24 protein-coding genes are annotated in these 23,844 nt (G+C 72.9%); 10 read left to right on the forward strand and 14 right to left on the reverse strand.

The features are described from left to right. Positions 1-18: 18 nt before the first annotated feature. The 3 genes from ACIP4P_RS03425 to ACIP4P_RS03435 all read left to right on the forward strand — a co-directional run bounded on the left by ACIP4P_RS03425 (position 19) and on the right by ACIP4P_RS03435 (position 3,077). Positions 19-1,383, forward strand: coding sequence for an MFS transporter (locus tag ACIP4P_RS03425; protein WP_400914245.1), 1,365 nt, complete (start codon positions 19-21; stop codon positions 1,381-1,383). A 62-nt stretch (positions 1,384-1,445) separates the two neighbouring features. Then, on the forward strand, positions 1,446-2,294 hold the full coding sequence (locus ACIP4P_RS03430) for an SAM-dependent methyltransferase (protein ID WP_400914247.1): 849 nt from the start codon (positions 1,446-1,448) through the stop codon (positions 2,292-2,294). Positions 2,295-2,435: 141 nt separating this feature from the next. Further along, complete coding sequence (locus ACIP4P_RS03435; protein WP_350510697.1) at positions 2,436-3,077, forward strand: DUF4360 domain-containing protein; 642 nt, start codon at positions 2,436-2,438, stop codon at positions 3,075-3,077. 69 nt (positions 3,078-3,146) lie between these two features. Here the strand turns inward: ACIP4P_RS03435 and ACIP4P_RS03440 are convergent, their stop codons facing one another. Next, positions 3,147-4,199, reverse strand: a complete 1,053-nt coding sequence (locus tag ACIP4P_RS03440) for an Lrp/AsnC family transcriptional regulator (RefSeq protein ID WP_400914250.1) — start codon at positions 4,197-4,199, stop codon at positions 3,147-3,149. Positions 4,200-4,323: 124 nt separating this feature from the next. Here ACIP4P_RS03440 and ACIP4P_RS03445 point away from each other — a divergent pair, with 124 nt between their 5' ends. Further along, positions 4,324-5,040, forward strand: coding sequence for an SDR family NAD(P)-dependent oxidoreductase (locus tag ACIP4P_RS03445; protein ID WP_400914252.1), 717 nt, complete (start codon positions 4,324-4,326; stop codon positions 5,038-5,040). Positions 5,041-5,101: 61 nt separating this feature from the next. Here ACIP4P_RS03445 and ACIP4P_RS03450 read toward each other — a convergent pair whose 3' ends face one another. From ACIP4P_RS03450 to ACIP4P_RS03475, 6 genes are all read right to left on the reverse strand, one after another. After that, positions 5,102-5,338 (reverse strand): hypothetical protein, encoded by a 237-nt coding sequence (locus tag ACIP4P_RS03450; RefSeq protein WP_400914253.1) that lies wholly within the window; start codon positions 5,336-5,338, stop codon positions 5,102-5,104. Between the two features lie 92 nt (positions 5,339-5,430). Then, positions 5,431-6,891 carry a cytochrome P450 gene (locus ACIP4P_RS03455; RefSeq protein WP_400914255.1) on the reverse strand — a complete coding sequence of 487 codons (1,461 nt, stop codon included), beginning with the start codon at positions 6,889-6,891 and terminating at the stop codon, positions 5,431-5,433. 83 nt (positions 6,892-6,974) lie between these two features. After that, positions 6,975-7,592: an ATP/GTP-binding protein gene (locus ACIP4P_RS03460; protein WP_350510692.1), complete on the reverse strand. Its 618-nt coding sequence runs from the start codon at positions 7,590-7,592 to the stop codon at positions 6,975-6,977. Continuing rightward, a complete protein-coding gene (locus ACIP4P_RS03465) occupies positions 7,573-7,932 on the reverse strand; it encodes a DUF742 domain-containing protein (protein ID WP_350510691.1) in 360 nt (119 codons plus the stop codon). The genes ACIP4P_RS03460 and ACIP4P_RS03465 overlap by 20 nt, the downstream gene beginning before the upstream one ends. 63 nt (positions 7,933-7,995) lie before the next feature. Next, positions 7,996-8,382, reverse strand: coding sequence for a roadblock/LC7 domain-containing protein (locus ACIP4P_RS03470; RefSeq protein ID WP_350510690.1), 387 nt, complete (start codon positions 8,380-8,382; stop codon positions 7,996-7,998). 17 nt (positions 8,383-8,399) lie between these two features. Then, complete coding sequence (locus tag ACIP4P_RS03475) at positions 8,400-10,235, reverse strand: ATP-binding protein (RefSeq protein ID WP_400914257.1); 1,836 nt, start codon at positions 10,233-10,235, stop codon at positions 8,400-8,402. A gap of 418 nt (positions 10,236-10,653) precedes the next feature. On the opposite strand from ACIP4P_RS03475, the gene ACIP4P_RS03480 reads away from it, so the two are divergent. From ACIP4P_RS03480 to ACIP4P_RS03490, 3 genes are all read left to right on the forward strand, one after another. Further along, a complete protein-coding gene (locus ACIP4P_RS03480; protein WP_400914259.1) occupies positions 10,654-11,589 on the forward strand; it encodes a class I SAM-dependent methyltransferase in 936 nt (311 codons plus the stop codon). 123 nt (positions 11,590-11,712) lie between these two features. Beyond that, positions 11,713-12,294 carry a helix-turn-helix transcriptional regulator gene (locus tag ACIP4P_RS03485; protein ID WP_400914261.1) on the forward strand — a complete coding sequence of 194 codons (582 nt, stop codon included), beginning with the start codon at positions 11,713-11,715 and terminating at the stop codon, positions 12,292-12,294. Continuing rightward, positions 12,287-12,715 carry a PPOX class F420-dependent oxidoreductase gene (locus ACIP4P_RS03490; protein WP_400914432.1) on the forward strand — a complete coding sequence of 143 codons (429 nt, stop codon included), beginning with the start codon at positions 12,287-12,289 and terminating at the stop codon, positions 12,713-12,715. Before ACIP4P_RS03485 ends, ACIP4P_RS03490 begins: the two co-directional genes overlap by 8 nt. A gap of 80 nt (positions 12,716-12,795) precedes the next feature. Here the strand turns inward: ACIP4P_RS03490 and ACIP4P_RS03495 are convergent, their stop codons facing one another. Genes ACIP4P_RS03495 through ACIP4P_RS03520 form a run of 6 tightly spaced genes read right to left on the reverse strand, consistent with a single transcriptional unit; the run spans position 12,796 to position 17,987 of the window. Then, entirely contained in the window at positions 12,796-13,617 is an 822-nt protein-coding gene (locus tag ACIP4P_RS03495) for an enoyl-CoA hydratase/isomerase family protein (RefSeq protein WP_400914263.1), read from the reverse strand. A 14-nt stretch (positions 13,618-13,631) separates the two neighbouring features. Then, complete coding sequence (locus ACIP4P_RS03500; RefSeq protein WP_400914264.1) at positions 13,632-14,372, reverse strand: SDR family NAD(P)-dependent oxidoreductase; 741 nt, start codon at positions 14,370-14,372, stop codon at positions 13,632-13,634. A 10-nt stretch (positions 14,373-14,382) separates the two neighbouring features. Beyond that, entirely contained in the window at positions 14,383-14,880 is a 498-nt protein-coding gene (locus tag ACIP4P_RS03505) for an iron-sulfur cluster assembly protein (RefSeq protein WP_400914266.1), read from the reverse strand. Continuing rightward, positions 14,877-16,037 (reverse strand): Phenylacetic acid catabolic protein, encoded by a 1,161-nt coding sequence (locus tag ACIP4P_RS03510; protein ID WP_400914269.1) that lies wholly within the window; start codon positions 16,035-16,037, stop codon positions 14,877-14,879. Before ACIP4P_RS03510 ends, ACIP4P_RS03505 begins: the two co-directional genes overlap by 4 nt. Next, positions 16,037-16,933 carry a Phenylacetic acid catabolic protein gene (locus tag ACIP4P_RS03515; RefSeq protein ID WP_400914270.1) on the reverse strand — a complete coding sequence of 299 codons (897 nt, stop codon included), beginning with the start codon at positions 16,931-16,933 and terminating at the stop codon, positions 16,037-16,039. Before ACIP4P_RS03515 ends, ACIP4P_RS03510 begins: the two co-directional genes overlap by 1 nt. A gap of 58 nt (positions 16,934-16,991) precedes the next feature. After that, positions 16,992-17,987 carry a 3-oxoacyl-ACP synthase III family protein gene (locus tag ACIP4P_RS03520; protein ID WP_400914272.1) on the reverse strand — a complete coding sequence of 332 codons (996 nt, stop codon included), beginning with the start codon at positions 17,985-17,987 and terminating at the stop codon, positions 16,992-16,994. Between the two features lie 176 nt (positions 17,988-18,163). Between ACIP4P_RS03520 and ACIP4P_RS03525 the strand changes: the two genes are divergently transcribed. Continuing rightward, entirely contained in the window at positions 18,164-19,942 is a 1,779-nt protein-coding gene (locus tag ACIP4P_RS03525) for an AMP-binding protein (protein ID WP_400914274.1), read from the forward strand. 9 nt (positions 19,943-19,951) lie between these two features. Here ACIP4P_RS03525 and ACIP4P_RS03530 read toward each other — a convergent pair whose 3' ends face one another. Continuing rightward, entirely contained in the window at positions 19,952-20,884 is a 933-nt protein-coding gene (locus ACIP4P_RS03530; RefSeq protein WP_400914434.1) for a LysR family transcriptional regulator, read from the reverse strand. 451 nt (positions 20,885-21,335) lie between these two features. Between ACIP4P_RS03530 and ACIP4P_RS03535 the strand changes: the two genes are divergently transcribed. After that, positions 21,336-22,364, forward strand: a complete 1,029-nt coding sequence (locus tag ACIP4P_RS03535; protein ID WP_400914276.1) for an aminotransferase class I/II-fold pyridoxal phosphate-dependent enzyme — start codon at positions 21,336-21,338, stop codon at positions 22,362-22,364. Positions 22,365-22,484: 120 nt separating this feature from the next. Beyond that, positions 22,485-23,825 (forward strand): helix-turn-helix domain-containing protein, encoded by a 1,341-nt coding sequence (locus tag ACIP4P_RS03540; protein ID WP_400914278.1) that lies wholly within the window; start codon positions 22,485-22,487, stop codon positions 23,823-23,825. Positions 23,826-23,844 lie beyond the last annotated feature (19 nt).

Consider the following 23,844-nt stretch of genomic DNA (forward strand, 5'->3'; position numbering starts at 1 on the left):
CGGTGTCATGCTGAGGCCATGACAGATCACATCGAGCCCGCCCCCGCCCGTACCGGGGCTCGCTCCGGGCCGTACGAGGGGGGCCGGCGACGGGAGTTGGCGGCGGCGACGGTGGGGTCGGTGGTCGAGTCCTTCGACTGGAACATCTACGCCGTGCTCGCGCCCTACTTCGCCGCCGACCTGTTCGGCCACGGCAAGGGCGGGGTCAGCGGCGTGCTCGCCGCCTACGCCACCTTCGCGGTCGGCTTCGTGGCCCGCCCGGTCGGCTCCTACCTGATCGGCCGGCTCAGCGACACCCGGGGACGCCGCTTCGCGCTCAGCCTCGGGATGGCCGTGATCGCCGTCGCGAGCCTGGGCCTCGCCGCGCTGCCGGGGCAGCGCTCGATCGGCGTCTGGGCGGCGGTGCTGGCCGTGCTGGTGCGGGTGGTGCAGGGGCTGGCCTTCGGCGGGGAGGCGCCGAGCGTGGCCGCGTACGTGACCGAGACGGCGCCGCCGCGGCACCGCTTCGCGTTCAGCTCGGTCTCCTACGGCGGGATCATCCTCGGCTCGCTGCTCTCCTTCGGGGTGCTCACCACGCTGATCCACACCCTCGGCAAGTCCGGCCTGGAGAACGGCGGTTGGCGCTGGGGCTTCCTGGTGGCGGCGCTGCTCGGGCTGGGCGCGGTCTGGGTGCGGCGGGCCGCGCCGGAGAGCGAGGAGTTCCACCGGGCCCGGGCCGGGATGCGGCCGGGCGGGCGCCCGCCGTTCCTGCGCACGCTGCGCGAGCACCGCTGGGCGGTGCTCACCGTCTTCCTCAACACCCTGGGCGGCACGGTCGGTTACTACTTCGCGCTGACCTACCTGCCGCAGTACGCCGCCGCCTACCACGTCATCGACAAGGAGCGGGCGTCCTCCTTCATGACGATCGTGCTCGCCGTGGTGCTGGTCACCATGCTGCTCACCGGCGCGGCCGCGGACCGCTTCGGCCTGCTGCCGGTGGCCCGGATCGGCTTCGGGCTGCCGATCCCGCTGGTCGGGTTCCTGCTGGTCGGGCTGCGCGGGGGCTGGCTGCCGTTCCAGCTGGTGGCCGTGCTGCTGGGGATGATGGTGGCGACGGTGCTGGGCACGCTCAACGTCTTCACCGGGCTGCTGTTCCCGACCGAGGTGCGGGCGGTGGGCCTCGGGGTGGTCAACGCGGCCACCATCGCGGCGTTCGGCGGCACCTTCCCGCTGCTGGCCGAATGGCTGGGCGACCACAACGGCCTGGGGCTGATCCCGTTCTACGTCACGCTCTGCACGGCGGGGCCGGCGGTGGGCCTGCTGACGGCGATGCGGGTGCCCTCCTTCGTGGCCGCCGTCCGGCAGGCGGAACCCGGGATTCAGCGGACACCGGGATCCGCCTGACGAACAGTCATATGGTGTGCTTGAGTGGTCCGGACCAAAGGCCGTACGGGGAGGAGCGACACGTGGACGGCACCGGACCGGACAGTTGGCTGTTCGAGGCGGACTTCGAGGAGCCGCCGCAGGTCGACCTGCGGACCGACCGCGCGCACTCCGCGCGGGTCTACGACTACCTGCTCGGCGGCAAGACCAACTTCCCGGCCGACCGCGAGGTCGGCGACCGGGTGCTCGCCGACCTGCCCGCCGCCCGCGACGGCGCCGCGGCCGCCCGGGCCGTGATGCACCGGATGGTCCGCCGGCTGGCGGGCCGGCACGGCATCCGCCAGTTCCTGGACGTCGGCACCGGCATCCCCACCGCCCCGAACCTGCACGAGATCGTCCAGGAGGTCGACCCGGCCTGCCGGGTGGTCTACGTCGACAACGACCCGATCGTGCTGGCCCATTCGCGCGCGCTGCTCAGCAGCACCCCCGAGGGGCGCACCGCCTACGTCGAGGGCGATCTGCGCGACCCGGGGAAGTTCCTCGCCGACCCGGCGCTGGCCGCCACCCTGGACCTGTCCCGGCCGGTCGCGCTGACGCTGATCAACATCGTGCACTTCCTCTCCGACGAGGCCGCGCACCCGCCGGTCCGCGAGCTGCTGGACGCCCTGCCTCCGGGCAGCTTTCTGGCGCTGACCGCGGGCACCGCGGACAACGCGCCCGAGGCGGCCAGGATCGGTGCGCAGCGCTACCAGGAGGCCGGGATCGAGGTGCACACGCGCTCGCTCGCCGAGGTCGAACGGTTCTTCGCCGGGCTGGAGTTGGACGACCCGGGGGTGGTGCTGATCAACCGGTGGCACCCGGAGCTCGGCGAGCCGACGGTCCAGGCCGAGGCGCAGGTGTCGGTGTACGGCGGGCTGGCGCGCAAGCCGTAGCCCCTTGCCGGAGCCGTGGGCGCAGCGCTGTCGGCGGGCATTCATCCCGGAGAAAGTGACCATGAGTCACCTCTTGTACACGGTCCGCTCGGTGTGCTGACATATCCACGTCAACTCGCGCTCCTGCAGAAGGGCAAGCCCATGCTGGTTCGCACCGTGGCCGTCGCGGCCGCCGTCACCACCGCACTGGTCGGCTCGTCCACCCTCGGCGGCGACTCGCTGCCGACCCCGCCGGACCGGATCGTCATCGACGTCGCGACCGTCAACGGCTCCGGTTGTCCGGCCGGGACCGCCGCCGTGGCCGTCTCGCCCGACAACACCGCCTTCACCGTCACGTACAGCAGCTACCTCGCCCAGGTCGGCGTGGGCTCGAAGCCGACCGACTTCCGGAAGAACTGTCAGCTCGACCTGCGGGTGCACGTCCCCCAGGGCTTCACCTACGCGATCGCCTCCGCCGACTACCGCGGCTTCGCCCACCTGGAGAACGGCGCCAGCGGCACCGAGCGCGCCAACTACTACTTCCAGGGCGACCCGGGGACCGTCTACCAGAGCCACCACTACGACGGCCCGACCGACGACAACTGGCAGGCGACCGACACCGTCGACGTCGCCGCCCTGGTCTTCGCCCCCTGCGGGGAGGAGCGCAACTTCAACATCAACACCGAACTGCGGGTCAGCGGCGGCAGCTCGGACCAGGCCCACACCACCAGCTTCATGACGATGGACTCCACCGACGGGAGCATCAACACCACCTACCACCTCGCCTGGAAGCAGTGCCCCTGACCCCCGCACGGACAGGGCCCGTCCCGGCCCCGGCGGAGCCCCGGCCGCCGGGGCCGGGACGGGCCCGCTTCAGCGCCGGGCGCGGGCGCGGGCAGGGGCGACGAGGCGGTCGTCGACGAGGCGGTCGTCGACCAGCCGGGTGCCGGCCTGCTTGACGTGCCGGAGCACGGGGGACACCTCCAGGCCCTGCAGCCCGGCCAGCGAGCCGACGCGCTCCGAGGTGAACTCGAACAGTTCGTCGAGGTCCCGGCAGTGGGCGACGGCGTGCAGGTTCCAGGGTCCGGAGACCGCCGCGACGAAGGCGATCCCCGGTTCCTCCGCGAGGGCGCGGCCCACGCTCTTCACTGCCGACGGGTGCACCCGCAGCCAGAGGTTCGCGCGGGCGTGATAGCCCAGGGCCGCCGCGGCGATCTCCACGTCGAGGCGAAGGGCGCGCTGCCGGAGCAGGGCGTCGAGGCGGCGCGAGACCCGGCCCGGAGTGAGCCCGGCGGCCGCGGCGAGATCGACCAGACCGGCGCGACCGTCCCGGCCGAGCGCGGCGAACAGCTTCTCGTCCTCAGGCGTGAGGTGCAGCGGCTCGCGGCTGACCACCGGGGACTCGATGAAGGGGGGCCCGTCGCTCCCCAGCGCGGCTTCCTCCGCCTCGGTCAGCGTGCCGCGCAGCGCGGCCCAGTAGTGGCCGCGGCCCCCGAGGAACTGGCGCAGGACGGCGAAGGCGTTGATGTCGATCACCGCGGCCGTCCGGGGAAGCCGGCGCTCCAGCAGGTCCTCGCGCTGCTCCCGGCTCCGGGACTGGGTCGCGCAGGTGATCTCGCAGCCCGCCGCGCCCAGGGCCACCCAGTTGACGTCCTCCCGCTCGGCGAGCGCGTCGGCGATCGCCGCGACGCTGCCCGGGCGGCAGCGCAGCCGCACCAGCCACCGGCTCTGCCCCAGGGCGCCGGGCTCGACCATGCCGACCACCCGGATCACACCCTCGGCGCGCAGCCGGCGGTAGCGGCGGTTGACGGCCCCCTCGGCCAGGCCCAGGGCGGTCGCGATCGCGGCGAACGAAGCCCTCGGCGCGATCTGCAGGGCGCGGATGATTCGCACGTCGTCGGGGTGCAAGGCAGCGGATTCCGTCATCAGGACCCTTCCCACGGCGGCGATCCTACAGAACGGGGCCGACCGCTGGCCCACGGCGCGACCCGGGGCAACACTCGGGGCATCACCCGGGGCACGACGCCCGAGGAACGGAGAACGACACCCGATGGACCCCACCGGCACCGCACCGCACCCACCCACCGCACTGATCGTCGGGGCCTCGCGCGGCCTCGGCCACGCCCTGGCCGCGGAGTTCCTCGGCCGGGGCTGGAACGTCGTCGGCACGGTCCGCGACACCACCGCCCGGACACCGCTGCACGAGCTCGCCGAGCGGGCCGACGGGCGGGTGACCATCGAACAGCTCGACCTGAACGAGCCCGACCGCCTGCCGTCCCTGCACCAACGGCTGGCGCACCGCCGGCTCGACCTGCTCTTCGTCAACGCGGGCACCACCAGCCACGAGCGGACGCCGATCGGCGCGATCCCGACGGCCGACTTCATCGAAGTGATGGTCACCAACGCGCTCGGCCCGATGCGCGTCATCGAAGCCCTGGAGGACCTGGTGTCCCCGGCGGGGCTGATCGGGGCGATGTCCTCCGGGCAGGGCAGCCTCACCGACAACACGACCGGCGGCCGCGAGGTCTACCGGGGGAGCAAGGCGGCGCTGAACATGTTCCTGCGGAGCTTCGCGGCCCGGCAGAGCGGGACGCGGCGCGCCTTCGTGCTGCTGGCGCCCGGCTGGATCCGCACCGCGCTGGGCGGCCCGGACGCACCGTTCACCATCGAGGAGACCGTCCCGCTGTTGGTGGACGTGCTGCTCTCCCGGCTGGGCACACCCGGCCTGGCGTACCTGGACCGCTTCGGGCGGACCGTCCCCTGGTAGCGGCCGGCGGGCGGGCGCCGCCCCGCCCGGTCCGGGGACCCGGCGGGGCGGCCGGGCGTCATCACGCCCCGTGGACGTCCCCCTCCCACGGGAACGCGGCGGCCTGCGCCCGGGTCGCCCCGCCGCTCGGCGCCGGCCGGACGGCGGCGTCGTTGGCGTCGCCCTTCCAGCCGTCCGCGGAAGCCCCCGTACCCGGAGGGGCCGACGGGACGGACGGCCCGTCGGCGGCGAACGCCGCACCGGTGCCGAGGCCGAACAGGGCGGCCGCGGCCGCGCCGACGATGACACGCTTGATCACGATGGTCCTCCGGAGAGCTCGGTTGGATCGGTGCCCGCAGTAGACCGGCCGCGAGCAGACGATCGGTCAACGCGCCGACCCCGAGCGGGACTTCAGCGCCGGAACAGCCCGGTCAGGGCGTCCCACCAGCTGCGCCGCTGCGCCGGGACGGCGGCCGTCGGGGCCGGTTCGGGGGTCGCCGCCGCGCGCTGGGCGGCCTCCAGGGCCCGGACGGCGAGCTCGCGTTCCTCCTTCGCCCGCTCCGCCTCCGCGACCGACTCCGGGTCCGGCTCGATCTCCTGCGGGGTGAACTCCACCGGCAGCGCGGTCAGATGGCGCGAGATCCAGGCCGAGCTCCAGGTCAACTCCTCCTCCGGGACGGCCAGTCGGACGTCCGGCAGCAGGGTGAGCAGGATGTCGATGCCGGCCTCGGCGACGTGTCGGCCGATGTCCTGCCCGGGGCACTCGTGCGGCCCGGCCCCGAAGGACAGGTGGGAGCGGTTGCCGTACAGCGGGGTGGCCAGGTCGGGCCGGACCACCGGGTCGACGTTGCCGGCGGCGAGGCCGAGCAGCAGGAGGTCCCCGGCCCGGATCTGCTGGCCGCCCAGTTCGGTGTCGGTGGTCGCCCAGCGCCCGGCCACCAGGGACATCGGCGGGGAGTCCCAGAGCACCTGGTCCAGCGCCTCGCCCAGGGTCATCTGGCCGCCGGACAGGTGGGCGCGGAAGCGCGGGTCGGTGAGCACCATCTTCAGCGAGTCGGCGATCAGGTTGACGGTCGACTCGTTGGCGGCCAGCAGCACCACCCGCAGGTGCTCCATCACCTCGTCGTCGGTGAGCTTGGCCGGGTGGGCGAGCAGCCGGCTGGTCAGGTCGTCGCCGGGGACGTCGTGCTTGATCGCGATGGTCCGGCGCAGGCTGGTCACCACGTACTCGTTGCTGGCGATCGCCGTCTCGGTGCCCTTCATCAGGTCCCGTGCGGCGTCGACGAGTTGGGGTCCGTACTCGTCCGGCATGCCGATCAGCTTGGTCATCACCAGCATCGGCAGGTGCTCGGCGAACTGGGTGATCAGCTCGGCCTTGCCGGTCGGCCCGACCACCTGGACCAGGTCGGTGGTGAAGCGGCGGACGTGCCGGCGGATGCCGCGCCGGTCGAAGCCGTTGAGGCCGTCCAGTACGGCGTTGCGCAGCCGGCGGTGCTCCTCGCCGTCGGCGAACACGCAGATCGGCTGCCAGGCGACCACCGGCAGCAGCGGGGAGTCGGCCGGCACCTCGTCGTTGCGGAAGGCGCTCCACAGCCGGGAGTCGCGGGAGAACAGCGAGGGGGTGCGCATCGCGGTGATGTTGGCGGCGTGGCCGAGGATCAGCCAGGCCCGCTGGTCGCCGTGCAGCAGCACCGGGGCGACGTCGCCGTGTTCGGCGCGCAGCTTCTCGTACAGGCCCGCCGGGTCGGCCTCGGCCTCCGGGCCGTACAGCCGGCGCAGCCCGCCGGGGCCGGTCGGCTCGATCACGCGCCCGTGCGCGGGGCAGCCGGGCGGCGGGACGGGCGCGGCGTCGTCGGGGAACGGGGTGGTCACAGGATCTCCGGTCACGAGAGTCGGGGGAGTCGAGGGAGTCGGGGCGACGGGGACGGGGCGGGACGGCAAGGGGCGGTGCGGGGTCAGCCGGCCGAGGGCGCGGCCAGCTCGTACAGGTAGCGCATCAGGGTCATCAGGGTGTCCCGGCTGGACTCCCGGCTGCGGGCGTCGCAGGCGACGATCGGCACCTCGGGCGGCAGGTCCAGGGCCTGGCGCAGCTCGTCCAGCGGGAAACTGGGCGCCTCGGGGAAGCCGTTGACGGCCACCACGAAGGGGACGCCGCGGTCCTCCAGCCGGCCGATCACCTCGAAGCTGACCTCCAGCCGACGGGTGTCCACCAGGACCACGGCGCCGAGCGCGCCCTCGAACAGGCCGTTCCAGAGGAACCAGAACCGCTCCTGGCCGGGGGTGCCGAAGACGTACAGCACCAGCTTGTCGCTGATGCTGATCCGGCCGAAGTCCATGGCCACGGTGGTCGAGGTCTTGCGTTCGACGCCCGTCGGGTCGTCCACGCCGACCCCGGCCTGGGTCATGGTCTCCTCGGTGGTCAGCGGGCGGATCTCGCTGACCGCGCCGACCAGGGTGGTCTTGCCGACCCCGAAGCCGCCGACGATGACCACCTTGACCGCCGTGGTGACGGAGTCGGGCAGCAGGTCCGCGCTCGCCGGGCCGACGACCGTGTCAGAGCCGCTGAAGTCCATGGATCACCGCCTCCAACAGGGCACGGTCGGGGAGTTCGGCCGCCGGGATCGCGGCGCGGGCCTCGATCCGCCCGTCGTCGAGCAGGTCCGCCAGCAGGACGGTGACCACGCTCGTGGGCAGTTCGAGGTAGGCGGAGACCTCCGCCACCGAGAGCGGCGAGCGGCACAGCCGCAGGATCGCCGCGTGCTCGGGCTGCATGGCGGGGGTCGGTTCGGCGAGGGAGACGATCAGCGTGACCAGGTCGAAGACGCCCGGCCCGGAGGGGCCGCTGCGGCCGCGGGTGATCACGTACAGGCGATCGGGCTCGGGTCCGTCCCAGCCGCCCTGCTCGGCGGTCATGTCATCGCCTCACTGTGCTCGTTCATGTGCCCGCCCGGGCACCGGGTGTGCTCTCGGGCCGGTTCACGCGACCGTCTCCGGGTTGCGCGGCGGGGTGGAGAGGTGCTCGCCGATCCGGTCCACCAGGTCGCGCATCTGGTGGCTGACCAGTCCGGCGTCCACCCCCTCGTCGGCGAGCACCGCGAGGTAGGCGCGGTCGCCGGCCGACATCAGGTAGAAGTAGCCGCCGTCGACCTCGATCACGACCAGCTTCATCGCGCCGTTGCCGTGCGGGAACTCGTGCCCGACGGCGGCGGCCAGGCTCTGCAGTCCGGCGCAGGCGGCGGCCAGCCGGTCCGCGGTGTCCGGGTCGGCGCCGTACTGGGCGATCCGCAGGCCGTCGGCGGAGAGCACGATGACGTGGCGCACGTACGGGACGCTGTGTGCGAGGTCGTTGAGGATCCAGTCCATGTTGCTGCGGTGCGGAATCACTGCTCGCCTTTCCCTGCCGTCTCTTCACTACTGGTCTGTCCGGCGCTGTTCGGTGCGGTGCTGCTCGTTCCGGTGCTGCTGATAGCGGTGTTGCTCGTGCCTGTGCTGGTCGTGCCTGTGTTGCTCGTGCCTGTGCCGGCTGTTCCGGTGCTGGTCGTTCCGGTGCCGTCGCCACCGGTGGTCCCGGCCTTGCCGGTGCCCTTGTAGCCCTCCATGAAGGCCTCCAGCCACAGGCCGGGCTGCGTCTTGGGGCGGGAGGCCTGGGCGGCCGGGCCCGCCGCCGGCCCGGCCGTGGGGCCGCTGGGCCGGTCGGGGCCGCCGGGTTGGGCGGTGCCGCGCGGGGGCGTGGCGAAGGCGGCCCGGCCGGTGGGGCGGCTGCGGCGGCGCTGCGGGAGGCCGTTCGCGGTGCGCTCGGTGACGACCACCTCGTCGTCCCCGGGCCCGTACCCGTTCGCGGGGCCGGGGACGGGCGCGGCGGCGGTCGGCCCCCACGGGTTGGTGGAGCCGTAGGACGGTCCGACCCCGGCGGACTGCCCGAGCCCGGCCGTCGAGCCGGTGCCGAGCGGGCCGCCGGCCGGGGCGGTGCGGGAGCCCCAGGGCCGGGCGGGGGCCGCGTGCCGGGCGCTGTTGGCCGGGAGCGGGCGCGGGCCGGAGAAGGCGCCGATGCCGTGCGCCCGCCCGGTCGGCGGCGCGGTGGTCAGCAGCTCCTGGGGGACCACCAGCACCGCGCGCACCCCGCCGTACGCGGAGCGGCGCAGCGACACCTGGAAGCCGTACGCCTGGCAGAGCCGGCCGAGGATGGCGAAGCCCAGTCGGGGGGACTCGGTGAGGTCGTCGAAGTCCTTGGAGACCATGGCCTCGCGCATAGAGCGCTCGGCCCGGATGCGGGCCTCGTCGGTGAGGCCGAGGCCGCCGTCCTCGACCTCGATCGCTATCCCGCTCTGCACCTCGGAGGCGCTGAGGTGGACGTGGGTGTGCGGCGGGGAGTAGCGGGTGGCGTTGTCGAGGAGCTCGGCGACGGCGTGGATCAGCGGTTCGACGGCCGGGCCGGTGACCGAGATCTGGGCGACCGGGTGGAGGTCGACCCGCTGGTACTCCAGGATCCGGGACATCCCGCCGCGCAGCACGCTGTAGAGCGCGATCGGCCGGGTCCACTGGCGGCCCGGCCGGGAACCCGAGAGCACGGCGATGGAGTCGGCGAGGCGGCCGACCAGGGCGTTGCCGTGGTCGAGGCGGAGCAGGTCGTCGAAGACCGCCGGGTCGTTGCCGTGCCGGTCCTCCATCTCCCGCAGGTCCTTGGCCTGGCGGTGGATGATCGCCTGCACCCGGCGGGCGAGGTTGACGAAGGCGCGCTCGGCGGAGTCGCGCCGGCTGACCTCGTCGTCGACGGCCTGGGCGATGCCGCAGACCACCTTCTCCAGCGAGCCGCGGAACTTCCGGGACAGCAGCGGGTTCGGGCGCTGGAAGGGCTGGAGCAGCACGTCGATGGACGAGCCGTACCGGGCGCCGCCGACCAGCCGGCGCAGCTCACCGGCGGCCATCCGCTCGATCTCGTCCTCCTGCCCGGCGAGCTTGCGGTTCAACACGTCGACCTGGCGGGTGTGTTCGTCGCGCAGTTCGGCGAGGGCCCGGCCGCGCCGGGCGGATTCGGCGGCCACCACGGCGACCAGCACGGTGGCCGTCGCCCCGCACCACAGCACCTGGGTCCGGGCTCCGGCGGACACCACCGCCGCGGCGACCGCCACCGCCGCCGCCGTCACGGCGGTGGGCAGCAGCCAGCCGAGCAGGGGCGCGGGGCGCCGTCTGGCGGATGACGATCCAGCTCGAAGCATTCGGCAATCCTCAAACGATCGGAACAGAACGGGGACGGGCGACGGCCGGCTCCGGAGGCGTGGTGCTGCAGCATAGCCAAGTTCAGGACAATCCTGACCGAAACTCAAAAATACTGTCCGTCAACCGACTTGTGGCGATGTACCGGATATTCCAGACATCTCGTACACCTGTCGCAGCACGGTCGGCCGCCGCCCGGGCACCAGGCTTCTCGCCCGCTCGCCCGCGCACCGGCAACCCGGGCAGGATTCGCCCATGTGAAGGGTTTCCGGCCCAAGTCGCCGCGAACGGTGGCGAGTTCGTGCTAAGTGCGGTCCGCTTCACTCGTGTGGGGGGCATCGCGGCGTGGCGCAACATCTGTTGCTCTCCTGGGCAATGGCTGTTGACGACCCGGGCGTCCGCTCCCTACAGTGCGGGGCCATGGACGACAACGAACCCGGTCGACGGGTGGCGCGGGACGTGGCCGGAACGGGCGGGCTGGACGGCCTGCAGCGGCTCTCGGCGGCGATCGAGGCGCTGGAGGAACGGCGCACCGAGCTGGTGGAGGAGCTGCGGCGCGGCCGACAGGCGACCTGGGAGGAGATCGGCCGGGCCTGCGGGCTGACCCGGCAGGGCGCGACCCGGCGCTGGGCCGACCGGCTGCGGGCCCGCTCCTTCGGCCTGGCCGTCGACTCCTACCAGCACGGCCGTCCCGGCTACCCACAGGCGCTGATCGGCTCGGCGGTCCCGCGCGAGGCCCGCCGGGTGCTCGAACTGGGCGCGGGGACGGGCAAGTTGACCCGGATGCTGGTCGACGCCGGGCTGGACGTGGTCGCGGTCGAACCCGACCCGGGCATGCGCGACCGGCTCGCCGCCGCGGTGCCGAAGGCCGCGGTCCGGGCCGGCACGGCCGAACGCATCCCGCTGCCCGACGAGAGCGTGGACGCCGTGGTGGTGGCGCAGGCCTGGCACTGGTTCGACCAGGCCGCGGCCGTCCCGGAGATCGCCCGGGTGCTCGCCCCCGGCGGGACCCTCGCGCTGGTGTGGAACGTCCGGGACGAGACCGAGCCCTGGGCCGCCGAACTCGGCGCCCTGATGCACCGGTCGGCCCGGCAGCGGATCGACACCGCCCCGGTGCCGCCCGCCCCCTTCGGCCCGCCCGAGCGGCTGGAGATCCGCTGGGAACACCCCACCACCCCGGCCGGCATCGTCGACCTGGTCGCCTCGCGCAGCTACGTCATCGCGCTGCCCGAGGCCGAACGCGCCCGGCTGCTGGCCGAGGTCGAGCAACTGCTCACCACCCACCCGGCGTTGGCCGGCCGGGACGGGATCGCCATGCCCTACCTGACCAGGTGCACCCGGGTCCGCCTCGGCTGAACCGGGCGCCGCCCGTCGCCGCCCGTCGCCGTCCGTCGTCCTGGCTCGCGCGGCCACCGGGCACGTCGTCCTCCAGGGGGTGCGTCGGACCGTCATATGGCGGATCTGGTCTATACTTCGACCATGTCGAGCATGCTGGACCTTGCCATCCTCGGGTTCCTGCACGAGGAGCCGATGCACGGCTACGACCTGCGGGTCCGGATCGCCCGGCTTTCGGGCCACGTCAAGGCGGTCAGCCACGGCACGCTGTACCCGGCCATCAAACGGCTGGAGACGGCCGCACTGCTGACCCGCGAGGCGCAGCCCGGGGCGGCCGCCGCCCCCAAACACGTGCTCAGCCTCACCGAGGCCGGCCGGGCCGAACTGCAGCGCAACCTGCGGGAGCCCGCCGAGCCGTTCATCACCGACGAGAACCGCTGGTTCGTCCTCCTCGCCTTCCTGCGCCACCTGCCCGACCCCGAAGCCCAGGCGGCGGTACTGCGCCGGCGCCTCGCGTTCCTCGGCGAACCCAGCAGCTACTTCTACGACGGTGACAGCCCGCTCAGGGCCGACGATGTCGACGACCCCTTCCGCAAAGGGGTCCTGCTGATCGCCCGGGCCACCTCACGGGCCGAACTCGAGTGGCTCGGGACCACGCTCGACGAACTGACGGCGGCCGCCGAGGCCGACCGCGGAGAGGAGCTCACCCATGCGATCCATGACTGACGGCGAATGGCGCGCGTTCGCGCTGACCGGCACCCGGACCGGCAAGCTGGCCACTCACCGCAAGAACGGCCGGCCGCACGTCACGCCGGTGTGGTTCCTGCTGGACGACGCCCCGGGCGGGGTCGAGGTGGTCTTCACCACCTGGCACGACTCGCTCAAGTACCGTGCGCTGCGCCGTGATCCGCACTTCGCCCTGTGCGTCGACGTCCAGCAGCCGCCCTACGCCTACGTGATGCTGGAATGCACGGCCGCCTTCACGGACGACGCCCAGGAGTTGCGCACCTGGGCCACCCGCATCGGTGCCCGGTACATGGGCGCCGAGCGGGCCGCGGAGTACGGCGAGCGCAACTCCGTGCCGGGCGAGTACCTGGTCCGCGCCGTGGTCGACCGGGTGACGGCCTACCACGGCATCGCGGACTGACCGGATCCGGTACCGGTCCCCGGCGGGAACGACCCGAAGAGAACGACGGCAGGCCGTCGCACGGGGGTGGGAAGAGGCCGTCAGCTCCGCTCGCCGAACCGGGCCAGGCCCGGACCGTTCATGACGAAGGAACCCATCCCGGCCTGCCGGTCCGCCGTCGCGAACAGTCCGGCGAACAGCGCCTGTTCGATCTCCAGGCCGGCCGCCAGATCGGTCCGCGCGCCGCGCTCCACCGCCGACTTGGCGGCACGCAGGGCATGTCGGGGGCCCTGTGCGAAGGACCGGGCGACCGCCATGGCCTCGGACAGCACCCGGCCGGGCGCCACCACCCGGTCGACCAGGCCGATCCGCAGCGCCTCCTGGGCGTCGACCGCCCGCCCGGTGAGGATCAGCTCCTTGGCCCGGGCCAGCCCGATCAGGCGGGGAAGCCGCTGGGTGCCGCCCGCTCCGGGGATGACCCCGAGCGCGATCTCGGGCAGCCCGATCCGGGTGTTCTCGTCGCAGATGCGGATGTCGGCCGTCAGTGCCAGCTCGCAGCCGCCGCCCAGCGCCGAGCCGTTGATGGCCGCCACCACCGGCTGTGGGATGTCGGCCACCGCGTTGAAGGCGGCCTGCAGCCGGGCTGCGTGGTACATCATGTCGCTGTGGTCCATGGCGGACATCTCCTTGATGTCGCCGCCCGCCGAGAAGATCCGCTCACTGCCGACCAGCACCACCACCCGGACGTCCTGGCACGCGGCGGCCTGGTGCGCCACGCTCTCCAATTCCGCCTGTGCGAGCCGGTCCAGGGCGTTCACCGGAGGCCGGTCCAGGCGGATCCAGCCGATCCCGTCCGAGACCTCCAGGCGCACCGCCCCCCGCCGCTGCCCGGCGGGAACGGGCGAGGAGCCGGCGGGCTCCACGGTTGTGTCCGCTACTACGCCCACAGCAGGCCTCCGTTGACCTCAAGGATGTGTCCGTTCACGTACGACGCCTCCTCGGAGGCGAGGAAGACCGCGGCATCGGCGACCTCATCGGGCCGCCCGGGCCGGCCCAGTGCGAAGCGGCGCCGGTAGGCCTCCCAGACCCGGGTGTTGGAGGTGAGGTCGCGGCCCATGCCCTCGTCGATGATGCCCGGCGCCAGCGCGTTGACCAGGATGCCCTTGGCGGCCAGCTCCATCGCCGAGACCCGGGTGAACATCTCCACCGCGGCCTTGGTGGAGCAGTAGCCCGCCGCGCCGATCGCCACCCGGCTGGCCATGCTGGACGAGACGTTGATGATCCGGCCGCTGCCGCGGTGCTCCATGTGCGGGAGCACCGCGTGGGTGCACAGGTAGACGCCGTTGAGGTTGGTGGCGACCATCTCGTGCCACGCCTCGGGCGACAGCCGTCCCACCTTGCCGTCCCTGCTCACGCCCGCGTTGGCGACCAGGACGTCGATCCGGTCGAAGGCGTCGACCGCGTCGTGCATCAGCTTGTCCACGGAGTCGGGGTCGGTGACGTCCACGTAGCAGTACCGGGCTCGGCCGTCGGCACGCTCGACCAGCTCGTCGATGTCGTACGGATTGCGCGCGGCGCAGACCACCGAGGCGCCTTCGTCGACGAAGCGCTCCGCGATCACCCGCCCGAGGCCCCTGGTGCCCCCGGTGACGACCGCAGTCAGTCCCCGGAGCCTCATCGATCCTCCGTCACCCGATGTCATCGGCTGTCCCCAGTTCGTCGAAGGCCGAGCCGCAGGCCCGGCAGTGGAAAGGCGTCTTGCAGACACTGCCGCCGAAGCGGCCGGTGCTCTCGACCCGCCCGGATCCGCAGTACGGGCAGCGCCTGATCCCCAGTACGACCCCGTGCCCGGTGACGCCGTAGCCGCAGCCGCGGAGGGTGTCCAGGCCCTGCTCCGACACCAGGTCGGCCCGCCAGCCACCAGGGCGCCAGTCGATGACGACCTCGGCATCCGGCAGCACCGCGGCCACCGCCCGGCGTATGCCGTCCGCCATCGCGGTGCGGCCCGGGCAGGCCGTCCGGGTGGGCGCCAGTACCACCCGGACCGCCTCCTCGGTCACCTCGATCTCCTGCAGCACGCCCAGGTCGACCAGGGTCACGTCGATTTCGGGGTCGCGGACCTCGAATACGGCGGCCCGGACCCGGTCCTGGAGGCCGTCCTGCCGAACCGCCGTCCTGCCGGTCACCGGAACGCCCCGTCCGGGTAACCGGCCCGCACGGCACGGAGCTGTTCCAGTGCCGTGCGCAGGCCGACCTGTTCGGCCGCCGGGAGCCGGTCGCCCGGACGACGGGCCGGTGCGGGGCGGGGCAGCACGGGCGCCGGGCCGGGCTCGGCCACGACCTCCTGCCACAGGCGGTCGAAGCGGTCGGTGCAGGCCGCCGCGGACACCTCGGGCAGCATCGCGGCGGCGGGGTCGGGCAGCCGGACCGGCAGCGCAGGCCCGAAGAGGTCCTGGGCCGCCGCGGTCGCCGCCGACATGGCCTCGGCCATCGCCCGGTGGTGCGAGGTGTGTCGGTAGTGGCGGACCCGGGCCGCCCAGTGCTTCAGGTGGAGCCGCTGCTCGTCGGCCATGGCCCGCAGCGCAGAACGCAGGGCCGCGTCGGACGAGCCGGGTGCGGCGCCGCCCGGGGCGCCCAGGGCGGACAGCAGGAGCGCGCTGGTCCCAGCGGCCATCAGCAGTCCGCGGGCCACCGACCAGGGGCGGTCGTCGCGTGGGCAGGCGGTGAGTGCGGTGGGCTGCCAGCGTTCGAGCGACCGGTCGAAGAAGTGCGCGTCGGCCGCTGCGTCGTCGCAGCCGAGCAGGCCCATGATGGTCCGGGCGTGTGCCAGGTCCTCCTGAGCGATCGAGCCGACCGCCAAGGCCTCCTCCAACTCCGTGTAGTCAACCGTGAGTTCGGCAAGGTGATGGGAGTGCAGGAACAGGTCGTCGGCAATCGACGCCCACCGTGCGGTCGCCGCGGTGCGGTCATCCGTCGGCGTCGTCGCACCGGCCAGGACGGACGCGGTCGCCCGGTGGAGCTCGGTGGTGCGCAGGCCGGAGCGTCGTCGTCGCCGCTCCTGCGGGAAGGCCGGCAGGCGGTACGGCATCCGGGACTTGGCGTCCAGCAGTCGGCGGCCGTCCGCCTCGGTGTGGACGTGGTCGCGCCGAACCACCCACAGCCGGACGGCGTCGTCGCGCCTGCCGTAGGCCTCACGGGCCAGCCGCCAGGCCTGCGCGCGGTCCGTGGCCAGCAGTGAACCGACGTGCGAGAGCGGGGTCGTACTGCCGGTCTGGAGGAACACCTCGAAGACCTCGCGCTCCGGGGCACCGGCCTGTTCGTCGGTGGTGTCGGGCTGCGTCATCAGGCCGCCACCACCCTGCTGATCCGGTCCGCCGCGTTGCGCTCGAGCACGCCGCGGATCCAGGCCAGCCGCTGCTCGGAGGCCGGTCCGCCGCCGGCGATCACCCGTTTCACGTCCGTCCAGTCGGGCATGTCGAACTCCCAGTGGCCGGGGGAGGCTTCGCGGACGAGGTCCGGGTCGACGTGCATCCCCAGCCCGCGGCAGACCGGGACGATCCGCCCCAGCCACTGTTGGCGCAACTCGTCGTTGCCGTGCGGCTTGAGGCCGGCGACGTGCATGGGGTTGGTGGCCAGGGTGTCGGTGTCGGGCGGCCCGAAGTACGCCAGCACCCGCCGCATCCAGACCTCGAAGGCGTCCTGGGCGCGGCGGCGCTGTGCGGTGTCACCGGAGTGCAGTACCTCGTGGGTCATGTCGAGCGCGTGCTGGTAGTGGAAGGACTCCTCGCGCTCGATCTTGCGCAGGGCCCGGGCGTACGGCAGGTAGACGCCCCGTCCGAGCGACTGGAACTGTACGATCGCGGCCGAGTTCATCAACAGCAGCCCCGGCCCGAACTCCTCCCAGCTCTCGAAGTCGTAGTGGAAGATGTTGTGCACCTTGGCACGTCCTTCCACGTAGTCGCGGAGGATCGACTCCCAGCCGGCGCCCAGGTCCTGGGCGACCCGGGCCGCCACATGACCGTGGCCGACCTCGTCCTGGATCTTGGCCATCAGCATCTGCTTGCGCGACAGACTGGGGGCCCGGTTGAGCCAGGCGGCGAACGGCAGCACGCCGACGAGTTCGTTGAGCGCCTGGACGGAGGCGAACCGGCGGGCGCCCGCGCGGACCTCGCTCGGCATCGGGTCGTTCAGTTCGTAGGAGCGTCGCGGCGCGCCCTGATCGGTGATCGGTGCTGGCATCGTGTGGGCTTCCTGTTCGGCTTCTGCGGAAGTGGTCGGAGCTAGGCCCTGTCCGGCCCTAGTACCAGGTGAGGACGGCCGCGCCCGCGGTCATTCCGCCGCCCACGCCCGCGAGCACCAGGTGCTCGCCGCGCCGGAACGGGCGGCGCTTGTGCTCGTGGTGCAGGGTGAGCGGAATCGAGGCGGCCGCGGTGTTTCCCAGGACGGGTGCGACCAGCGGTACCCGCGCCGGGTCGACTCCCAGTTCGGCCGTGCAGGCCTCGACGAGGCGGGTGTTGGCCTGGTGCAGGATGAAGCGGCCCACGTCGTGCAGGCCGAGGCCGGCCTGGTCCAGGGCGAGGGAGACCAGCTTGGGCAGCGTGCGCAGGGCGTAGTCGCGCACCGGTCGGCCCTGCATCCGGAACAGGTGCTCGCGGGCTTCCCGGGCCGCGGTGTCGGCGGGCTTGCGGGTGCCGCCCGCGACGACCTCGACCAGGTCGCGGTACTCGCTGTGGGCCTGCAGTTCGATCCCGCGCAGCCCGTAGCCGTCCGGCACCGGGCCCAGCAGGACGGCGCCCGCCCCGTCGCCGAACAGGCTGACGGTGCGTCGGTCGGTGCGGTCCATGAGTGTGGAGTAGAGGTCGGCGCCGACCACCAGGCCGTGGCGGCCGGGCATGCGGTGGCCGAGCAGCGACTCGGTGACGGCCAGTCCGTACAGGAACCCGCTGCACACCGCGTTGACGTCGAAGGCGGGGACGGTGGTCAGTCCGAGCGCGTGCTGCACGAAGACGGCGGTGGACGGCTGGGGCTGGTCGGGGGTGGAGGTGGCGACCACCAGGACTCCGAGGTCGGCCGTGGCCGCCTCCTGTCCGTGCAGTGCCTGCTCCGCCGCGCGGTGGGCGAGTTGGGAGGTCCGGGTCCCGGGGGCCGCGTAGCGCCGCTCGCGGATCCCGGTGCGTTCCAGGACCCAGGCCGGGTCGGCTCCGCTCCAGGCCGCGACCTGGTCGTTGTCGACCACATGCGGCGGGATGTAGGAGCCCAGACTGAGGATTCCGATCGATTGCGGCTTGTCCATGGCGGTTCAGCCCTTCGCCTCGAGGTCGGCTGGGCCCGAGAAAACTACATCCCGAACGGCTTGTCAATATTGTCATTGACAGCTGATCGCCGATTCGTTGACGATAGCCAGCGCGTGTCAAGGCTGTTCTGGGCTCCCGGCACAGGCGCGGGGGCCGGTCACTGACGGAGGTGTCGATGCAGACCAGTCCCCAGGCGGGGGTTCCCGCCCAACCGCCGTGCCCGCTGCCATCGGACGGCGGTGAGGCGCGGTTCCAGGCCTTCCGCGCGGCCCGGGACGCGATCCTCGAGCACCCGGTCGGTGGCCTGCCGCCGATCGTCGACCTGTCCGCGCTGGGCCGGATGCCCGACTTCAACTGGGCGTTGGACTGGTTCGACGTGATCGCGCGCGAGAACCACACGGTGGCCGTCCGCGTCGTCGATGCCGCGAAGGGCGCACGGACGCATACCCAGCTGACCTACGACCAGCTCTCCCGGCGCTCCGGCCGGCTGGCCGCCGCGCTGGCCGACCGTGGTGTCGCCCAGGGCGACCGGCTGCTGCTGATGACCGGCAACCGGTTGGAGCTGTGGGAGACCATGCTCGCGGCGTTCAAGATCGGCGCGGTCGTGGTCCCGGTCAGTACCCACCTGGGCCGCGAGGACCTGCGGGACCGGATGGAGCGCGCCGGTGTCCGGCACGTGGTCGCCGAATCCGTGTACGCCGGGCGGTTCCCGGAGTCGGCCGCCGTGCAGAACCGTTTCGCACTGGACGGCGCCGTGCCCGGCTGGACCGGCTTCGCCGAGCTCGCGGCCCGGCCGGCGCCCCCCGCCGCCCGGCCGGCGGTGACCCCCGAGACCCCGCTGCTGCTCTATTTCACCTCGGGCACCACCTCGCTGCCGAAGATCGTGCAGCACACCCACGCCAGCTACCCGGTCGGCCATCTGTCGACCATGTACTGGCTGGGCGTGCGCCCGGGTGACGTCCACGTCAACGTCTCCTCGCCCGGTTGGGCCAAGCACGCCTGGAGCTCGGTCTTCGCCCCGTGGAACGCGGGAGCGACCGTGGTCGCGGTCAACCAGCGCCGGTTCGATGCCGGCACGCTGCTCTCGGTGCTGTGCGAGCAGCGGGCCACCACGCTGTGCGCACCGCCCACGGTCTGGCGGATGATCCTGCTGGCCGAGCCGGAGAAGTTTCCGGTGCGGCTCCGCGAGGCGGTCAGCGCCGGCGAGCCGCTGGACCCGGACACCGTCCACCGGGTGCGCGGCGTCTGGGGGGTGACGGTCCGGGACGGTTACGGGCAGACCGAGACCACCGCCCAGCTCGGTCATCCGCCCGGCCATCCCGGCCGTGTCGGCTCGATGGGCGTCCAACTGCCGGGCTACCGAGTCCTGTTGGTGGATCCGGCCACCGGTGTGCGGCTGCCCGCGGGCCGGGCGGAGGGGGAGATCTGCCTCGACCCGGCGGACGGCGCCCCCGGGCTGATGGCCGGGTACGCCGACGCGTCCGGCCGGGCCGTGCTGCCCGGCGGCGACGGGCTGTACCACACGGGTGACCTCGCGCTCCGGGACGAGGACGGCTGGTTCAGCTACGTCGGCCGCGCCGACGACGTGTTCAAGTCCTCCGACTACCGGATCTCCCCGTTCGAGTTGGAGAGCGTCCTGCTCGAACATCCGGCGGTCGCCGGGGTCGCGGTGGTGCCGAGTCCCGATCCGGTGCGGATGGCCGTGCCGAAGGCCTACGTCGAACTGGCCCCCGGTCGGCAGCCGGACGGCGACACCGCCCGGGAACTGCTGGCCCACGCCCGCCGTCGGATCGCCGCCTACAAGCGCATCAGGCGCCTGGAGTTCCGTTCCGCACTGCCTTTGACGGAGTCCGGCAAGGTGCGCCGCGCTGCTCTGCGCGCCGAGGAGGCGGCGGCCACCGGTGACACCCCGGCCACCTGGCGGGAGGAGCAGTTCCCCGAGCTGCGGAACTGAACGGAGGTCTCAGTTCGCGTGCCTGGCAGGGCGGCGGCGCACGTGTTCGGCCACCGCCCGCTGGGCCGCGATGACGAACCTGCCCGACAGGGGGTGCGCGCCCTGTCGGGGTACCACCAGCTGGACCGTGGTCGGCGGGGCGCCGGTGAGCGGGATGAACACCACGGTGGGGTGCATGTGGGAGGAGGCGATCGAGGAGGGCACCACACCTGCGCCGCGACCGGCGGCGACGGCCTCCAGCCACTCGTCGAAGTTGGAGCAGATGGCGCTGGCGACCGGCCTGCGCTCGGCCGGCCACTCGGTGAGCTGGGTGGTGCCGCTGACCGTGTTGATCACCAGTGGCAGCTCCGGCAGGTCGGACCAGGCCACGCTGCGCCGCACGGTCAGCGGGTGGTCGGCCGCCACCGCCATGATCCGGGGCTCCTCGGTCAACGGGATCACCCGGGCGGTCCTGGTGTCGACGCGCCCACGCACGATGGCCACGTCGGCGTCGCCGTGGTCGAGGCCGGCCAACCGTTCGTCGCGGCGGACCGGATCGACCCGCACGCCGGTCGCCTGCTCGAACTCGCTCATCGCGGCGTGTGCCCAGGTGGCCGGGAAGCCCCAGGTGAAGCCGAGGCGCAGTACCTCGCCGGACCGGTCCGGCTGCAGCGCCTTCTCCAGCCGGGGCAGCAGGTCGGCCAGCTGTTCGTAGAGGCGTTGCCCCGCCGGGGCGAGTTCCACGTGACGCGTGGTGCGGGCCAGCAGGCGGACCCCCAACTGCTCCTCGAGCCTTCTGATGTTGCGGCTCAGGCTCGGCTGTGACAGGCCCAAGCGGTCCGCGGCGCGAGTGAAATGGCACTCCTCGGCAAGTATCAGGAAGCCTCGCAGGTGATGCAGCTCTATCCCCATGTCGAGGATCCTACCGAGGGTGGCGAGGACCGGAGTCTGCGTTTTCGGCATCCGGCAGGGCGGAATGTCTCGGGCGGTGTCGTCGAACTCCGGCTCGGGCACGCTCAGAACTTTCTCTCCTGTGGCTGGACGGTCCCGGGGAAGTCGACTGCGGGCTCCGCGCCTCCCGTTCGTCCGGCATGGGGTGCGCCCATCGAAGGGCGACACCACGCTAGCCATGACGGAATGCAGTGAGAAATAACGCTATGTAGCGACTCATTTGATCGAAACATAAGTGCAGCTGATGGGGCCGACAGGTGCCGCCGGATATACCCGACGGTATTGATGCGCGAAGGCTATGAGTACGGCAGAGCTGATATTTCCCTCGGGTGAACTCGGCTCCGTAGCATCCGAAGAATTCGATCTGGTCATGACGTCGCTGGCGTGAGGCGAGGACGTCGCAGGCGAAAGGGATGAGGTTATGGGGGAGCGGTGCGCCTCGTCGCAGGCTTCGGAGGAGGAGGTGCAGTTCATCGGCCACGGCCCGCTGCCCAGCGCGCTGGGGGCTGCCAGAAGGGCTCTGCAGGGCCGGCGTGCGAGCGGGCCGCTGGGCGCGGACCTGGTCGAGGGGATCGCCGAGGTCGCCGGGGTGACCGAGGACGGTGTGGTGCTCGGCGCCAGTGCGCTCGGTCTGACGTTCGCGCTGCTGCGGGCCCTCGCCGCCGAGAGTCCGGCCGTCCGGCTGCGGGTGTCGGTCGGTGGTTTCGAGGCCTGCGCCGACCTGGCGCGCAGGCTCGCCGTCGCCTGTGTGCGGGTCCCGCTCGATGCCCGTGGCGGCCAGGACCTCGATGCCCTGGCCGTCGACCACGATTGCGGCCCACTGGTCGTGGCCCTGGCCAATCCGCACGATCCCACCGGGTCCGTACTGTCGGGCGACCGGCTGCAGCGCTTCCTGAGCCGGGTGCCACCGCAGGCCGTGGTGGTCCTGGACGAGAGCGGCTGGGAGTTCGTCCGCGACCCCGACTTCGTGTCCGCGGCAGCTCTGACCGCGAGCCGGCCGCGACTGGTGGTCGTCCGCAGTCTGTCCGCCGTCCATGGACTCGGTGGCCTGGACCTGGCCTATGCGGCCTGCGCACCGGAGCTCGCCGACCTGATCCAGCGCCAGATCCTGCCGGGGGACCTCAGTGGTGTGGCCCAACGGGCGGCGCTCGCCTCGCTGCGCGCGCCGGAGCAGGTGCGGGCCCGTGTCGACGCGGTGGTGCGGGAGAGGGAGCGGCTGCGCGAGGAACTCCAACTGCGCGGCTTCCGGGTCGCCCCCAGTCAGGCCGACCGGATCTGGCTGCCGCTGGGTGACGACAGCGTGCGCTTCGCGCTGGCCGCCCGCCGCGTCGGCGCCGACCTGCGACTCTGTCTGGGGGAGGGGGTCGACTGCACGGTGGGGGCGCCCGCACTCGGCGACCGACTACTGGCCGCAGCGGAACTCTTCGTTACCGAACGAACCGCTGAGCGCCGGTCCGCCCACGAGGGATGTTCCGTGGACGACCTGCGATGACAGCCATCTTCACCGTCAAGGCCGTGTTCAAGCGGTAGCATGGCGGACGCCCTTGCCGAGTTGTTGACTATCTTGACAAGACCTTGGAAGGGGCTGTGACAACCGGGAAGAGGTGCGGCGTTGAGCGAGACCCCCTTCGGCCGTCGGCTGCGCGCACTGCGGCGGCAGCAGGCCCTCAGCCAGAGCGAGCTCGGTGGCAGGGAGATCTCGGCGAGCTACATCAGCCTCCTGGAGAGCGGCAGGCGCCTGCCGACCGAGGAGGCCGTGGTCAAGCTGGCGGCCAGGCTCGGCATCTCGGCCGAGGAGCTGGTCGGCGACACCGGAGCGGCTGTGCCACGCCCCGCGTCCACCCAGCCCCTGGAGTCGGAGCTGCTGCTCAACCGGGCTCGCCTCGCGCTGGCGACCGGTCGGCCGGAGGCCGCCGCGGAGCTCTTCGCCCAGCTGGTCACCGGAAGCGAGGCGGCCCCGGGCCGCCGGGCCGACGCCCAGCGCGGCCGGGCGCGGGCGCTGGAGCTGGCCGGCCGGCTGGTGGAGGCGGCGGCTCTCTACCAGTCGTGGCTGGACGCCTTCGCCGAGCTGGGCGACGACCCGGTGCTCAGGCTGGAGACGGTGAGCTCGCTGGCGCGCTGCCTGCGCGAGGTGGGCGAGCTGCGACTCGGCGCCCGGCAGGCCGAACAGGCCCTGGCGGCGGCCCGCGAGCTGGAACTCGGAGCCACTCCGGTCGGCCTCGACCTGGCCGGCCTGGTCGCCGAGTTCCGCTGGGACCTGGGACAGGAGGAGGCGCTCGAGGAGCTGGTCGCCGAGTTCGGCGGCGATTGGGGCGCGGAACTCTCGCGCACCGCGGCGGCCTTGGCGTACTCCGAGGCCGCCGAGGCCGCCGGCCAGGCCGGTCGGCTACCCCAGGCGGTGGCGCTCGCAGGCCGGGCCGTCCAGGTCTGCGACCGCGGTGACGCGCTGTGCCCGACCGCCCGGCTGAGGCTGTCCGCACCGATGGTGACGGCGGACCAGGCCGGTTCCTCGATTGATGCCCTCGCGCCCTACGTGGAGGAACTGCTCGCCTGGGGCACCCCGGCCGACGCCGCCGCGGCCAGAACCGCCCAAGCCCGGGTGCTGCTGGCCGACGGGCAGCCGGAGGCCGCCCGGGAGACCGCGCTGGCGGCGCTGGAACGGGTCGGTCCGGCGTGGCAGCGCACCAGGGCCCGGGCGCTGCTGGTGCTGGCGGACGCCGAGTGGCGTCTCGGCGACCGGGGCAGTGCCTCGGGGCACTTCGAGGAGGCGGCGGAGTTGCTGACGCTGGTGGGTGCGGAGCGCCAGGGCGCGGCGGCCTACCTGGAGTTGGCCGCGCTGCTGGAGGCCGACGGTGACGTCCGGAGGGCGCTGGCCTGCTACCGGCGAGCTTCCGAGGTCGCAGGGCTGCTCCCCGCCGGTGCGGCGCACGACGAGCGCCCCGCCCGTTCCTGAGACCGGCCCCGCTGGCCGC

This window comes from Kitasatospora sp. NPDC089509, from assembly GCF_044749365.1.
Lineage (GTDB): Bacteria > Actinomycetota > Actinomycetes > Streptomycetales > Streptomycetaceae > Kitasatospora.